Source organism: Chlamydophila parapsittaci (genome assembly GCF_006385615.1).
GTDB lineage: Bacteria > Chlamydiota > Chlamydiia > Chlamydiales > Chlamydiaceae > Chlamydia > Chlamydia psittaci.
In genome coordinates, this window is sequence record NZ_CP041038.1 from 1,050,351 (window position 1) to 1,063,473 (window position 13,123).

Genomic DNA, 13,123 nt, shown 5'->3' on the forward strand with positions numbered 1-13,123 from the left:
AGACCTGCTATAGGATAGAGCATTCGATAATGTCGTAAATAGTTGAGGCGAAAGCACAGGAAAGTTTTTCAGATAACACATGCTTGTGCTGTTTAATATAGTCTCTGCCATCTTCTGTGGTATAATCCGAAGTGATTTTCAACATCATACACCGTAGATTCACGTTTTTACATAACTCGGCGATAGCATATCCTTCCATATCTACAAGCTGAAATGTGTCGTGGAATCCGTATGTATAAGGAGCATGAGCAGAAACTAAGGTCGCTTTAGGTAGGCTAGGAAGAGCTATGACTGTCAATTCAGGTGTAGTATCGAGTTGGTTAGGAAGATCTTTGCTAAGCTGAGATACTCTATCAATAGTATAGCACGTTTGGAGAGGGAATCTCGGGGAGCAGGCCCCTGCAAACCCCACATTTACACAGGAATCATAATTTTTTAATACGGTATTTGTTAAAGCTCGAATAACACCATCTTTTCCCCACTGGTCGAGGATAATCATATCTATCAATATAGACATATGCATATCTGGACATCGGTAGAAATTCTCTGTGAGTTTTGTGAAAGCAAAATCTTGAAGTAAGGATTGTGCTTCGCTTCTGTCTGCTAAGACAAGGAGAATTTTGCAGAGATAATTAGATGGTACAGCTGACATAATTTGCTAGTGTGTGCAGAGCTTTTTTCCCTAAGTTAGATAATACGAGAGTTTCTTCATTAACATAAGTAGTTATAAATTCTCTAATGACAGCTGTGTCTTTATTTCTGGAGTATTCTAAGGCTTTGTTTTCAGAACCTTCAGAGTCTTTCAGTGCAAGAAATAAGGATTTTCTCAATGCTAAGGTCAGACGATTTACAACATCTTGGGGAACCGTCTTTGATACAACAAGACACCCTAAAGGTAGAGGAAGTCGTGTCTTCTCTTCCCATAACTTGCCCAGATCTGCTCTTGGGAATAGTTGCGATGCGTAGTGAAACTTTTCTTCATGGATGATAGTCCCTGCATCTACAGTACCACGAAGAATAGCCTCGATAATTTCGTGATATTTCATAGGGATAAGCTCTGCCTCAGGATAAAATATCTTGCAGAGAAGGTGAGCAGTTGTTGTGATTCCAGGAGTTGCTATTGTTTGGATAGGTGCTTGAGGATCTAAAGCTAAAACTAAAGGACCTACTCCGTAGCCAATAATCGTCCCTACTTCCATAAGAATATAATCATCAGTGACTTTTGGGAGTAGTGCCGCTGATATTTTGACTAAAGAACAGCGGTGCTGTAAGGCTAATTCATTTAACGTTGAGATATCTGCTATCCTAATTTGATTTAACAAGGTGGATTCCTTATCCCGTTCTAAAAAAGAACGAAATAGGAAAATATCATTGGGGCAGGGTGAAAAAGCAGCTGAAAGTATCATGTCAATTGTTTCATTAAGTCAATAGCAGCTTTCATATCTTTATCTAAGTTCCCTTGGTTTTCTAACCATTGGATATAAGATGGAGGCACTTCACTTAGGGGTTTACCCTTGTATTTCCCAAAAGGCATTTTAAATGTTTTAGGGTGGTAACTTTCTTCCATTAAGGCAAGTACTTGCTCTGCGGAAAGATCTCCAATAAGTGCGGAAAATACATTATGCAGGGTAATGACATCGTCTAAAGCTCGGTGTGCTTGGTTTTCGGCAAACCCGTACACTTGACGGAGATATTGTAAATTGTGTTTAGGTAGGTCGGGCCGGTACTTTTGAGCCCATTTAAGCGAGTCTATTGTTTTTAGGGATAAAGGTGGTAAGGCATGTCGCCGACATTCCTTTTCAAGTAGTGGGAAATCAAAACTATCATTATTGTGTGCAACAAGAACAGCTTCATTCCCACAAAAGTCGCAGAAATGTTTATAGGCTTCTGGGAACTTAGGGGCTGAGATTACTGTAGATGTAGTAATACCATGAATCTTCGACGCTTCCTCAGGAATAGGAATTTCTGGGTTTACATAAGTGACAAAAGATTCTTTAGTTTTATGATTATAGGCAGCAATTTCAATAATACGATCCTTATCTATCTGTGTTCCTGTAGTTTCAGTATCGTAAAAAATGAGTGTTGTCATCAAATGTGCCCTAAGTTATTCATTTTTTTCTTGACGTGCTTGTTTTTTCAATTCATCAAGATTCATATTTCCTGAAGAGATCAAACCTATAGAGTGAGAAAAACTATCGCAAACTAATCGAATTGTGTCGATATATACACGTAATAATGTTTCGTTAATTTCACCTTTTAAGCAGGGAATAACTAAACGATAGAAAATGAGTCCCTGTTCTTCATCCATACCGAACCCAGGAATGTCCACATCTCTATTCAGTAAGTGGAGGAGCCGTGCTGTCGCTTCTTTTTGGTTATCATATAGCTGATAGGGAAAGTAGCATATCATCTGAAGGATTTCTCCTTCACTGCGAATCACAAAAAATAAGGGGAGTTCATGATCTTCAGCTTGAATGTTGATATAAGTTAAACCACTCTCTTTCTCTAAAAGAGGTTCTAATCCCGCACGTGTGAGATATTGTGATAAGTTATTTTGATTTAAAGACCATGTTGTCATTTAAAATACTCCATATTATTCATAATATGCGATTAAACTTCTTTGTCAGCCAAATTAGAGACACGAGAGTTGTCTATTTTCTTATTCTTATGCAATTTTTGAATGCTTTTACTAAGAAAAGCAGAGGTAGATGAAGATCGTTTTTTCTCATTTTGCTGCATGAGCTCGTTAATGTCCGTATCTGGAGGAAATTCTGAAAGTAGGGTAATTTTTTCTCCAGATTCCGCAATAACAAGAATTTTATTTACAACGCGAATGATGTAGATACAAGTTTTCGGGTTGATGGAGCGTCTATCAAGAATTTTTATTGTTGAAGAGTTTCCTAGCGCTTGACCCTTACTTCTTAAGAACTTCTTAAAAGCCCAAACTCCGATGCCAAATAAAGCAAGCAGTAGTGTTAAGGAACCCAGCATTTTAAACATTTCAAGTTTCATATTTTCTGGAAACATTCCTGGGAGATGCATTTGCTCGCTAGAAGTATCAGCAAGAGCAAGGTCGTCTATACAAAATATGAGGAAAGACAAGATTTTATCAGGCATGTTGGAGACTTTGTTGCGTTTCTATGTCGTCATAAACTAAGAAACAATTTTAAGTTAGGATGTTTTACGAACGAATAGTTTTCAATCCGTTCTTTATAAGTTAATGTTTGATTAGTTCCAAGAATAAATTAAACTGTAACTTTATGTGTTCCTGTCAGCGTGTATATTTAGATGATGAATTTTGAGTTTAAGGGGTATGTACTAAGATCGGTCTAGAAGGGTTTTTAATAGTTTCTTTCTTTATCATATTTTATATTGATTTTGTTCTTTATTATAGGCCTATTTTCATTCATGAGAATCAGGTTCGGTGAAAGGAGCAAAATAAGTTTACGGGGAGGGGTAAAGTTACTTATGGATAAATTACTCATTACGGATATAGACGGTACGATTACTCATCTTCCGCGTCATTTGGATCCTAAAATTATTCAGTATTTAATCCATCTCTATCATTCTGGATGGACGTTATTTTTTCTTACTGGCAGGTATTTTTCCTACGCGAATCATCTCTTTAAAGATTTCCCTGTTCCCTATTTATTGGGTTGTCAAAATGGTGCTTGTGTTTGGTCTTCGGTAGAGAATCAATTTCTTTATTTTCAAAATATTCCCCATGAAATTTTACCCGAGTTAGAAATGTGTATAGAGGATAGTGATGTCATTTGTTCTATAGAATCGGGTGCTCTGTATCAAGACCATTGTTATCGCCACGCTTATTGTCCTAGTGCGGAAGATCTTTTGCGTCACCTAAATCCTGTGTATTTCCCTAATACGAAAGACCGCGAGAGATTAGTAGAAACGAAAAAACTTTCTCAGGACTATCCCAATGCAACGTTTGCCGTTGCGAAAATATTTGGTAAGAAAAACGAGGTAGACAAGGTTCGGGAGAGGATTATCCAATCGAAAGAGTTAGTTAATAATTTGACCATTACATTCATGCGTTGGCCGTTTGATTTTGACTATGCCATTTTGTTCATGACTGATAAATCCGTCTCTAAAGGTTGTGCTGTTGATCGTGTGGTTGACATAGTTTATGAGGGACAGAAGCCCTTTATTATCGCTTCGGGAGATGATGCTAATGATATTGATTTGATAGAGCGTGGTGACTTTAAGATCGTCATGAGCTCTGCTCCGCAGCCGATGCATAGTATTGCAGATTTTCTTGCCTCCCCAGCGAAAGAACTAGGGATTCTTTCGGCATGGGAGGCAGGGGTGGCACAATACCACAGAATTAAGAATGCTTAGGAAGCATTTCAGGACCAACTCCCATGATACTTGCTCCATGATCTACATAGAGAGTTTCTCCGGTAATTGCGCTAGCTAACGGAGAAGCTAGGAAAGCAGCAACGGCTCCCACATGTTCTGTTGTCATAGGTTCAGGAATAGGGGTCCATTCTAAATAGTAATCGACCATTTTTTCGATAAATCCAATAGCTTTTCCTGCGCGACTGGCTAGAGGACCTGCCGAAATAGTGTTTACACGGACGCCCCATTTTCTTCCTGCTTCCCAAGCGAGCAGTTTTGTATCACTTTCTAAAGCAGCTTTTGCTGCGTTCATTCCTCCACCATATCCTGGAACTGCTCGAGAAGAAGCTAGGTAAGTTAAAGAAATACTTGTGCTTCCTCGAGGCATAATAGGTCCAAAGTGAGCTAATAAACTCACTAACGAATAACTTGATGAGCTTAATGCAGCTAAATAGCCTTTACGTGATGTTTCTAAAAGTGGTTTGGAAATTTCCGGGCTGTTTGCTAGGGAGTGGACTAAAATATCAATATGACCGAAATCTTTAGTAATGTGTTCAACAACCTCTGAGATAGTATATCCTGACATACCTTTATAACGTTTACTTTCTGCAACGTCTTCAGGAACATCTTCAGGTTTATCAAAACTTGCGTCCATAGGATAAATTTTTTTAATTTCTAAGAGGTTGCCATCAGATAACTTTCTAGACTGATTAAATTTCCCTAAATCCCAAGACTGCGTGAAGATTTTATAGATGGGTACCCAGGTTCCTACGATAATAGTGGCTCCTGCTTCTGCTAGTGCCTTAGCGATTCCCCAGCCATAACCTTGATCGTCACCAATCCCCGCTATAAAAGCCACTTTCCCAGTTAAATCGATTTTTAACATGCGTCAACCTTATTTCTAGTCTGCATTGATATTCTGAGAGGAGGGTAGCAGATTTCTTGATTATTACGAAACTCTTTGAAAATCCCTTCTCATTGCTCTGTGGCGATAGATTTTTTTTCTTAATCCTCTCAATGACAATTAAAATTTTTATTTACATTTTAGTTTCTCGAATATAGATTCTCAGCCCCTTGCGCAAGTTCGCAAGTCAAATCCTATGTTTAGTGTGATCTGTAAGTGAATAGGATGAAATTAAAATAGGAGAAAAATCATGGCATTTCCATTAGGGAACATACGTTCTTTTTTAGGTTATGGAGAACCTCAAGAAGAACCTAACATTACAGAGAACACATCATTGGTTTCTACTGTTGCTGAAACCGTATTGACTGGTGTAACCACACCTTCAACTTCACAAGCATCCCCAGAAACTTCAAATGGTCGAGAGATTACTTCTTCTGCTTTTGTCGCCGATGCAGGTGAAGCAGCAGCAGCAGCTTTATCAGCTTTAGACTCAAGTTTAGAAGATATTTATGTAGATATGGAGCCAACTAGACGTGATAGTGCATCACAAACAGATGGAGTTACTTATTTGGAATATCTAAAAGAGAGACAAAATGAGACAGTAGTGTTACGTGATCATGTAAGAGACGTGATGACACGCTCGGTTTCACTTGGAGCAGATCTTTTTGCAAGATCTTCAATATTGACCCAACCACGTGCGAGTATAGAGTGCTTAGATGATCTTTCACTTTCAGATTCAGCAACCACCCCTTTAACAGCAAGTAACGAAGAAGGGGAGTCAATAGAGAAATCTCCAGTATTGCGTACGCAGTTATTCAGTTTTTTTATTGATCTCCTAAAACAAGATTTGTTTCACGGTAGCATTAGTGGGGGGAAAATCGAAGCATTGTTTAATCTCCTTTCAGGAGGGATGTCTAGAGAAGAATATAGTGATTTACTGAACTTGATTAAAGAAGGGGATTTCACCTCTGTAAGAGACATTACTAAGTTCTGTAACATAATTATGGAAACACCTGTCTGTAAATCTTCTAACGAGATGCAGATGTTATTTAACTTCTTTAAGGGTGAAGGCGGAGCGATCACTCTCGTGGTATTGCATGAGTTAATGGGGATATTAACAGAGACATTAGGCTTGCCTCTTCCTGAAGGCATAAACTCTTTCTTAATTGCCATTAAAAATTTATATGAAACTACCCACCCGGATGGAGTATCCAATGTAGCGACTGCTGTTTCTATACTTTCTTTAGTTTCTGGGGTATTGCAAAGCGAGACAACACGACGTGTTATGCAGTCGTGTTATGATGGCTGCGCAGATTCTTGTTCAGGAAATTGTGGGTGCGTAGGTTGTGGATGTGCAGAAGGAGCTGGTGGTTGCGGCGGCTTTGGTTCATTGTTATGTGGTCTTTTTGCAGGGTGCTTTAATTTAGATACCCGCAGAGGAGCGATTACGGAAGATGAATTCAGAAAACTAGAAACAAAATACAGCTCAGCTGTTGTTTTAGTCGCTTTAAATAACTTAGGAGTAAATACGGTAGATCTTTTAGCTGGTAAACGTGTAGGTTTGCCTACTCTAGATCAAATTAAAGTTGAATGTGACCTTGCTTCAAAAGATCTTAATAAAATTATTAAAAGTAAAAGCAAAGAGATGTGGGGAGAAGCTGCGTGCAATTATGCCCATATTTTATCACGTCCGCTTCTTAAGGAAGGCATTATATCAGGATTATCTAATCATCACATCGTGATTAATAACGATAAATTGCGTGGAAAAGTCATGATCGATTGTTCTTGGGGATCACAAGGATTTATTGCGACTAATGAACCCTTTGATGCTGAAAGATTGGTCAGTTCTCTTGTTTCTCTTGTAGTTATGAAAGCGGAATCTGAAGATGCAGATGCAAAAGTTCATCGTAGGTTAGGTGCTTCTGATGCTTCTAGTGTTATGACTCATGTGTCTAGGATTCTTTCTGCGGCTGTATCGTATGGGGATAATATTTGGTTATCTACGGAAGATCTTATGACTTTAGTTTGTATTGTTTTAGCTCATAAGAATCTTGTTGTAGTAGATGAAACTGGTTCTGATAAAACTAGAATACATAGAGATTAGGAAATTAAACAACTATTGGAGATGGTTCAAGAGAAATATGTTCAGTTAGAAAGAAACAAGCGTAGTGATATTAGAGCGAGTATGAACGCTTCTGTTTTATATACTCATATAGCTAGAAAGGTATCACAGAAAGAAAATAGCAATCGCACCTTGAAAGACAGAGCAAAAACTGAGGTTAGGGATAACCTAGTTATCAAGATGTCTATGCCATGGATGAGAGCTGCTGGATTGGTATTAAAAAAACCAGACCAGTACGGACGTGCTGTTGTAGGCCAACCTGTTGTCAGATCCCTCAACAATCCTAGAGGTATCTATATTCCTGAGGAGTATCGCGAGACCTCCGTGTAATATAATTTTTTTAAAAAAATCAAATTTCGAGCATGTAAGCATTCAGCTCAATTCCGTTCTTAAGTTCTTAAGCCGTAAAGAGTAATGAGAGAACGGAAGAGCATCTGTTACATGCTCACTTTCTTAAATTCAAATTTTTTCTATACATTTCTTGTCTTCTTATCTAAGCTCCTTAGTACTAACTTTGTAAGGTCAACAACTTCGGGTTAAATTCCCTTTATTAGTTATTTTAATCAAGGAGACATAGAAATGACAGTACCCACAAGTAGGGGTAATACAAACCCCGCTTTTACTTTTGATGATGGTAACTCAGGAATATTCGGAAATTCTTCACGTCAGGGATCTAGAACATTGACAACGCTCCCTCCTACGATTACGACGCAGTCTGCTTCCAATGGCGAAGTACAAACAGCGGCGAATAATCAAGCACTTTTAGATATGATCATACAAAGTATTGGTGGTACTTCAGGTCACAATTCTCACCAACTTATTTCTTTACTTCAGAGCCTTGCAGGAAGTCCTGTTTCTCAGATACAAAGCCCACAAGATTTGGTCAATATACTCCATAGACAAGACCATGCAAATATGGAGCTATTGATTTCAGCTTTAATACACTTAGCAGGTAGAAACACGAGAGGTTCTTCTAGCGTGGGGAAGGTGATGCACCTCGTCGATGCGTTAGGAGGTTTAGCTGGACCCGCAGGTGCTGCTGCCGTCTCTTTGGCCTCTCTTATTTCTGCTGCTGTCAATAGTGAACGAGCTAGACGTAGCGGAAGGTTCTGTTATGATTACTGTCATAAGTGCTGTGAGAGAAATTGTTGTTGTCCTGCATGTGGATGTAGCCAGGGAGAGTATGGTTGTGGAGTTGTAGGAAGATTTTTGTGTGGTCTATTTGGGAATTTTTGTGGAGTAGAAGTTGATGTTAGAAGAGATTTAGAGGAAGAGCTGCAACGTATAGAAAATGAGTATTCTAGTACGATATTGCTTTTGGCTTTGAATCGTTTAGGAGTTGATATAGTTGCTCTCTTGTCAGGAAATTCCACAGTTCGTTTGCCTTCTTTAGAGCAAATTCGCGAAGAATGTAGTAAATGTTCTAGAGACCTGCCCAGGATTTTGAAAGACAAAACAAATACTATGTGGTGTTGTGCTGCACAAAGTTATAACCGTATTTTAAAAAATACTTTTTTACGATCAGTTTTTGTATCAGGAATGGGAAGTTCTTGTGATATCGATAGTGTACAGTTGGGGCAGTGCGTGCGTATTCTTCATGAATGGCGAGGGGATGAAGATGTTATGGCTGCTTCAGAGTTTGATATGGAAAAACTGGCTCTTAGTCTTCCGGATCTTTCTGTGATTTCTCGTCGGCATTCAGAAATAGGACCTTTAGGAGTGGTTACATCTGCCTATGTTATGCAGGATTTAGGGAAAGTTTTAATGAAAGCATCTCATGGTGGAAGACAGGTTTGGCTGGGTGTGAACGACTTAATGACAATCATGTGCATGATTTTAGCCTATCGTGGTATCACCGTTGTATCTGATGAGATTCCTCTTGAAGAGTCAAGAATATGTGATAGGTTAGAGATGCGTACGTTATTTAATGATATCGATAATCGTCGTGTGATCAATGAGCGTACTCAAAGGCAGTTAAATCAAGAACCACAGGAAAACCCTTACCTTAATCTTGCTAAGAAGTGTTTTGATAAGCGTAGTGCGCAAATGGATAACATTCAAAATCTTAGTGAAGAATCCAAACAAGAGATTTTACAGAAAATTTCTAGAAAATGGATGTTATTAGCTGGAGTCCAACAAAATTCTGTTGTAACACAACAACCCATTAGGCAACAGCAAGCTCCTATAGTAACACGATCTACAGCTTCTGGGCTACAGTTGGCTCGGTCTAGATTGAGTACAACAGATCGCGATTATGAACAAGAGGGAGCGCGTCCTCGAAGTGTACAAAATAAATACGGAGATCAACTAGATAGCCGTAAGGACCAACACGCTCAAGACAACAGTGAAGGAGAGGAAGTCAATAAAGCTTCTCATACTGTCACAATAGAAGAAAAGACTAGGGTTTTATGAGTAAATGAGACGCTTCTTCTCGAGGATCTCCAAAAGAAGAAGCGGTAACCTCTACCTTTTCTTTTGAAAAAGGCGATGTGAAGGTTAAGGCATGAGCATGTAATAAGGGACGAAATACATGTTTCGGTTGTTCTTTTCTGCCATAATCTACATCGCCTACAATAGGATGACCTAGTGTGTGCATATGAAGACGGATCTGGTGTGTTCTTCCTGTGATAGGTTCACAGCGCATTAGGGTGTACTGCTTATAAGCACAAAGAATAGACCACTGGGTAATCGTCAATTTCCCATGATTTTTTTGGGTATTTCCAAAAATTACCGCGCCACAACGACGAGATTTAGGAGCAGTATAAGAAATTAGCGTTCCTGAAGATTTTTTTGGATGACCAAAAACTAAAGCGGTGTATTGTTTATGTATTTTTCGTTTCTTGAATAGTTCTGAGAGGGCATGGGCAGCACTGGCATGTTTGGCGAATAAGATACACCCCGTTGTGTCTCTATCTAGCCTATGGACAATATTGAGTCCGGTAATTTTTGCCAGATCTTCTGTAGAGGTGTGCGAAGGCTTGTTATAAATGCAGTAGTGTTCATCTTCCCAAAGGATTTGTGGCTCTAATCTTGTTTGCACAGTGAGAGTAACGCGATCTCCAGGTTGCACCCTATACGACTCGAACCTTTCCAAACGACCATTTACACGACAACCGTGGTAACGGATCGAATCCAGTATGATGTGTTTTTTGTGATCGGGCAGCCGTGAACGCAGGAAGGATGATAATCTTTCTTCGTGATGCGCAACCCATGAGAATTCTTTCATAAAGTGTGGCAAAAATTAAAACTTAGGTAAAATTTTACGAGAATTTGTATGACAAAGATAGCTTTTTCTGAAAGGGCGAAGAATTTTCCTATAGGAAAGTTAAAACAATGGTTTACAGATAATAAACGTAGCTTTCCTTGGAGAGACAATCCTTCACCCTATAACGTCTGGGTTTCTGAAGTTATGCTTCAGCAAACTCGAGCGGAGGTTGTTGTAAAATATTTTATTGAATGGATGGAAAAATTTCCTACCATAGAATCGTTAGCCACAGCTAATGAGGAGCACGTGATGAAGGCTTGGGAAGGCCTGGGATATTATACGAGAGCCCGAAATCTTCTGCAGGGAGCTCGCATGGTGATGACAGATTTTGGTGGGAAGCTTCCTGATGATCCTTTGGATTTAATGCAGATCAAAGGTTTAGGTCCTTATACAGTACATGCCATTTTAGCATTTGCTTTTAAAAGACGCACTGCAGCGGTCGATGGCAATGTACTACGTGTAATTAGTAGAGTTTTTTTGATCAATGCTTCTATAGATTTAGAGTCTACGAAAGCCTGGGTATTTAGAATCGTCTTGTCTTTTTTGCCTGCCCAAGATCCTCAGGTGATTGCTGAAGCTTTGATCGAACTAGGGGCGTGTATTTGTAAACGTGCTCCCAAGTGTGAGATTTGTCCTTTAAACTCTATTTGTGGTGCTTTTAAAGAAGGAAGACAAAAATCTCTTCCTGTACGTCATGCTAGGAAAAAAACTGTTACGCTATTTCGTTGGGTAGCGATTGTTCTGTATAAAGGTTTTATTGTTCTTGAACAGAGAAAACCTGAGGAGATGATGGCAGGTTTGTATGAATTCCCTTATATAGAGGTTGAGTCTTTTGACGATCTTTCGGATATAGATAGATTAATTCAAAACATGGAAGAGTATGTACAAGCTCCTTTAGTTTTTGCTGGGGAATTAGAAGAACAACGTCATGCATTTACTCACTATAAGGTACGCCTTGTTCCTAAAATTTTTCATGCAAAATCAGAACCAAAATCAGAGCTTCTCTATCCTTTAGATACTATGGATTCTTTACCTTTTTCTTCTGGACATAGGAAAATCAAGGCTTGGTTATTAGAGAATCCTTGTGCTATCTTTCATTCTGAGCTTAAACAGGTTTGAAGTTCATGAAAAATATAGATTTTTCTCAGTTGCTAGAGCTTGTTAGAAAAATGGTCTTGGATGGTGTTTGTCCTTGGACAGATCGTCAGGATTTTGATTCCATAATTCATCATATTCTTCAAGAGTGTAAGGAGCTTTGTGAAGCTGTTCATGAAAGGCATCCTGTTGAGGAGGTCACCTCCGAAGCTGGGGATGTCCTTACACTCGTGTTGTTGTTGTGTTTTAAAATGGAGTCCCTAGGAATGACTTCTGTCGGAGCTATTGTTAATGAAGCCTTTGCTAAAATCCGTCGTAGAGCTCCTCATGTTTTCGATACGAGTAAAACAATTTCTTATGAAGAAGCAAGGAAGGCGTGGACTCTTGCTAAACTTGAAGAAAAACGAGAAAAATAGACTGTTTTTCCCAAGGCTTTCCTCTTTAGTAAAATTCACCAAGTATGCTATCAAAGAGCAGTAAGTTGGGGACCTTTTAAGAAAAGAGACCTACGAACCGGGTCAGGACTGGAAGGTAGCAGCCCTAAGAAGTGTTTTCTTTTGCTAGGAGTGTTTCTCCAGCTTACTCTTTTTCTCTCTAGATTGTCTTACACAGATAGCATTCCAATGTTCGTAGAGTTAAATAATATGTGTAGTGCTATAGGTGCCGCAATATGACGTTCTTTTTCATACAGAAATCCTGTAAATAGAGAAAAGACAAGAAGAACAGGGACGAACACTAAGCTCCCCCAGGAATGCTCTACGTGAGTAAGAGCAAAGATTACCGAAGAATACAGAAGAGCATAAATTCTATTCATTTTATTTTTCAGAAAGGTTTGTAGAAAGCCTCTGAAAAATATCTCCTCAGCAAAGGGGATCAAAACCCCTAAACTGAAAATAAACCCGCCATCATACATTGTTGATGTTAAGGTATTTTGAACTTCTCGAGTGAGCGTTTGTTCTTGTATAGCTTCGAGAGGTATGATGAGCATCAATCCTTTGTTTAGCACTAAACCGATGATTTGCGTAACAGGAATAACAATTACCCACATCCGGATAGCAGAGATTATAGCTTTAAAAAAAGTAGCTTCAGGCTTGTTGCTTGAATAAAGGACGCTTCTTGTAATTTCAATAGGTAGACCTAAGAGATAAAAGATAAACGCGCATGATAAAAATATTCCATAAAATGAATGCGTGGTTACTTCAGAGTGCGATCCTGCAAACAAAGGAATCCATCCTGGAAGAAACAAAAGAACAACTCCAACAAGAATATGTCGTAGTTGTATGGGGGTTTTTTCTGCAGGTTTTGGCCAAACAAAAAAGTTCCTTGATACTACCGCTGCTAAAGCTAGCAATACAAGAAGGAATAACCAAGAATGCATCAT

The 13,123-nt window shown here is 38.9% G+C and carries 12 protein-coding genes, 1 other RNA gene and 1 pseudogene; 6 read left to right on the forward strand and 8 right to left on the reverse strand.

The window, feature by feature from the left end:
• Nucleotides 1–7 precede the first annotated feature (7 nt).
• From FI836_RS04645 to FI836_RS04665, 5 genes are read right to left on the reverse strand one after another with little or no spacing between them, the layout of a single operon-like run.
• Nucleotides 8–652: a hypothetical protein gene (locus FI836_RS04645; protein WP_014943793.1), complete on the reverse strand. Its 645-nt coding sequence runs from the start codon at nucleotides 650–652 to the stop codon at nucleotides 8–10.
• Nucleotides 633–1,406, reverse strand: coding sequence for a 1,4-dihydroxy-6-naphthoate synthase (locus tag FI836_RS04650; RefSeq protein WP_006343056.1), 774 nt, complete (start codon nucleotides 1,404–1,406; stop codon nucleotides 633–635). Before FI836_RS04650 ends, FI836_RS04645 begins: the two co-directional genes overlap by 20 nt.
• On the reverse strand, nucleotides 1,403–2,089 hold the full coding sequence (locus FI836_RS04655; RefSeq protein ID WP_006343057.1) for a putative quorum-sensing-regulated virulence factor: 687 nt from the start codon (nucleotides 2,087–2,089) through the stop codon (nucleotides 1,403–1,405). The genes FI836_RS04650 and FI836_RS04655 overlap by 4 nt, the downstream gene beginning before the upstream one ends.
• Nucleotides 2,090–2,104: 15 nt before the next feature.
• Nucleotides 2,105–2,578, reverse strand: coding sequence for a YbjN domain-containing protein (locus FI836_RS04660; RefSeq protein ID WP_014943794.1), 474 nt, complete (start codon nucleotides 2,576–2,578; stop codon nucleotides 2,105–2,107).
• Nucleotides 2,579–2,610: 32 nt separating this feature from the next.
• Nucleotides 2,611–3,117, reverse strand: coding sequence for a FliO/MopB family protein (locus tag FI836_RS04665; RefSeq protein ID WP_006343059.1), 507 nt, complete (start codon nucleotides 3,115–3,117; stop codon nucleotides 2,611–2,613).
• Between the two features lie 351 nt (nucleotides 3,118–3,468).
• Here FI836_RS04665 and FI836_RS04670 point away from each other — a divergent pair, with 351 nt between their 5' ends.
• The gene (locus tag FI836_RS04670; protein WP_014943795.1) at nucleotides 3,469–4,356 is read left to right on the forward strand and encodes an HAD-IIB family hydrolase; all 888 of its coding nucleotides are present in this window, start codon (nucleotides 3,469–3,471) and stop codon (nucleotides 4,354–4,356) included.
• Here the strand turns inward: FI836_RS04670 and FI836_RS04675 are convergent.
• Complete coding sequence (locus FI836_RS04675; RefSeq protein WP_006343061.1) at nucleotides 4,343–5,242, reverse strand: enoyl-[acyl-carrier-protein] reductase; 900 nt, start codon at nucleotides 5,240–5,242, stop codon at nucleotides 4,343–4,345. The two genes, FI836_RS04670 and FI836_RS04675, sit on opposite strands and share 14 nt — an antisense overlap.
• 268 nt (nucleotides 5,243–5,510) lie before the next feature.
• Between FI836_RS04675 and FI836_RS04680 the strand changes: the two are divergent.
• Nucleotides 5,511–7,712 (forward strand): annotated as a pseudogene (locus FI836_RS04680) (hypothetical protein).
• A 249-nt stretch (nucleotides 7,713–7,961) separates the two neighbouring features.
• Complete coding sequence (locus FI836_RS04690) at nucleotides 7,962–9,794, forward strand: hypothetical protein (RefSeq protein ID WP_006343063.1); 1,833 nt, start codon at nucleotides 7,962–7,964, stop codon at nucleotides 9,792–9,794.
• Here the strand turns inward: FI836_RS04690 and FI836_RS04695 are convergent.
• Complete coding sequence (locus tag FI836_RS04695; RefSeq protein WP_006343064.1) at nucleotides 9,781–10,608, reverse strand: RluA family pseudouridine synthase; 828 nt, start codon at nucleotides 10,606–10,608, stop codon at nucleotides 9,781–9,783. The genes FI836_RS04690 and FI836_RS04695 overlap by 14 nt on opposite strands.
• A 48-nt stretch (nucleotides 10,609–10,656) precedes the next feature.
• Between FI836_RS04695 and mutY the strand changes: the two genes are divergently transcribed.
• The 3 genes from mutY (at nucleotide 10,657) to ffs (ending at nucleotide 12,321) form a co-directional block, all read left to right on the forward strand.
• Nucleotides 10,657–11,766 (forward strand): A/G-specific adenine glycosylase, encoded by a 1,110-nt coding sequence (gene mutY, locus FI836_RS04700; protein WP_006343065.1) that lies wholly within the window; start codon nucleotides 10,657–10,659, stop codon nucleotides 11,764–11,766.
• Between the two features lie 5 nt (nucleotides 11,767–11,771).
• The gene (locus tag FI836_RS04705; protein ID WP_006343066.1) at nucleotides 11,772–12,158 is read left to right on the forward strand and encodes a MazG nucleotide pyrophosphohydrolase domain-containing protein; all 387 of its coding nucleotides are present in this window, start codon (nucleotides 11,772–11,774) and stop codon (nucleotides 12,156–12,158) included.
• Nucleotides 12,159–12,223: 65 nt separating this feature from the next.
• Nucleotides 12,224–12,321, forward strand: an RNA gene (gene ffs, locus FI836_RS04710) — signal recognition particle sRNA small type.
• A 25-nt stretch (nucleotides 12,322–12,346) separates the two neighbouring features.
• Here the strand turns inward: ffs and FI836_RS04715 are convergent.
• Nucleotides 12,347–13,123: a CPBP family intramembrane glutamic endopeptidase gene (locus FI836_RS04715; RefSeq protein WP_006343067.1), complete on the reverse strand. Its 777-nt coding sequence runs from the start codon at nucleotides 13,121–13,123 to the stop codon at nucleotides 12,347–12,349.

Coding starts and splice junctions, on each gene's coding strand:
- FI836_RS04645 (WP_014943793.1), bottom strand. CDS start 652: ATGTCAGCTGTACCATCTAATTATCTCTGCAAAATTCTCCTTGTCTTA.
- FI836_RS04650 (WP_006343056.1), bottom strand. CDS start 1,406: ATGATACTTTCAGCTGCTTTTTCACCCTGCCCCAATGATATTTTCCTA.
- FI836_RS04655 (WP_006343057.1), bottom strand. CDS start 2,089: ATGACAACACTCATTTTTTACGATACTGAAACTACAGGAACACAGATA.
- FI836_RS04660 (WP_014943794.1), bottom strand. CDS start 2,578: ATGACAACATGGTCTTTAAATCAAAATAACTTATCACAATATCTCACA.
- FI836_RS04665 (WP_006343059.1), bottom strand. CDS start 3,117: ATGCCTGATAAAATCTTGTCTTTCCTCATATTTTGTATAGACGACCTT.
- FI836_RS04670 (WP_014943795.1), top strand. CDS start 3,469: ATGGATAAATTACTCATTACGGATATAGACGGTACGATTACTCATCTT.
- FI836_RS04675 (WP_006343061.1), bottom strand. CDS start 5,242: ATGTTAAAAATCGATTTAACTGGGAAAGTGGCTTTTATAGCGGGGATT.
- FI836_RS04690 (WP_006343063.1), top strand. CDS start 7,962: ATGACAGTACCCACAAGTAGGGGTAATACAAACCCCGCTTTTACTTTT.
- FI836_RS04695 (WP_006343064.1), bottom strand. CDS start 10,608: ATGAAAGAATTCTCATGGGTTGCGCATCACGAAGAAAGATTATCATCC.
- mutY (WP_006343065.1), top strand. CDS start 10,657: ATGACAAAGATAGCTTTTTCTGAAAGGGCGAAGAATTTTCCTATAGGA.
- FI836_RS04705 (WP_006343066.1), top strand. CDS start 11,772: ATGAAAAATATAGATTTTTCTCAGTTGCTAGAGCTTGTTAGAAAAATG.
- FI836_RS04715 (WP_006343067.1), bottom strand. CDS start 13,123: ATGATGCATTCTTGGTTATTCCTTCTTGTATTGCTAGCTTTAGCAGCG.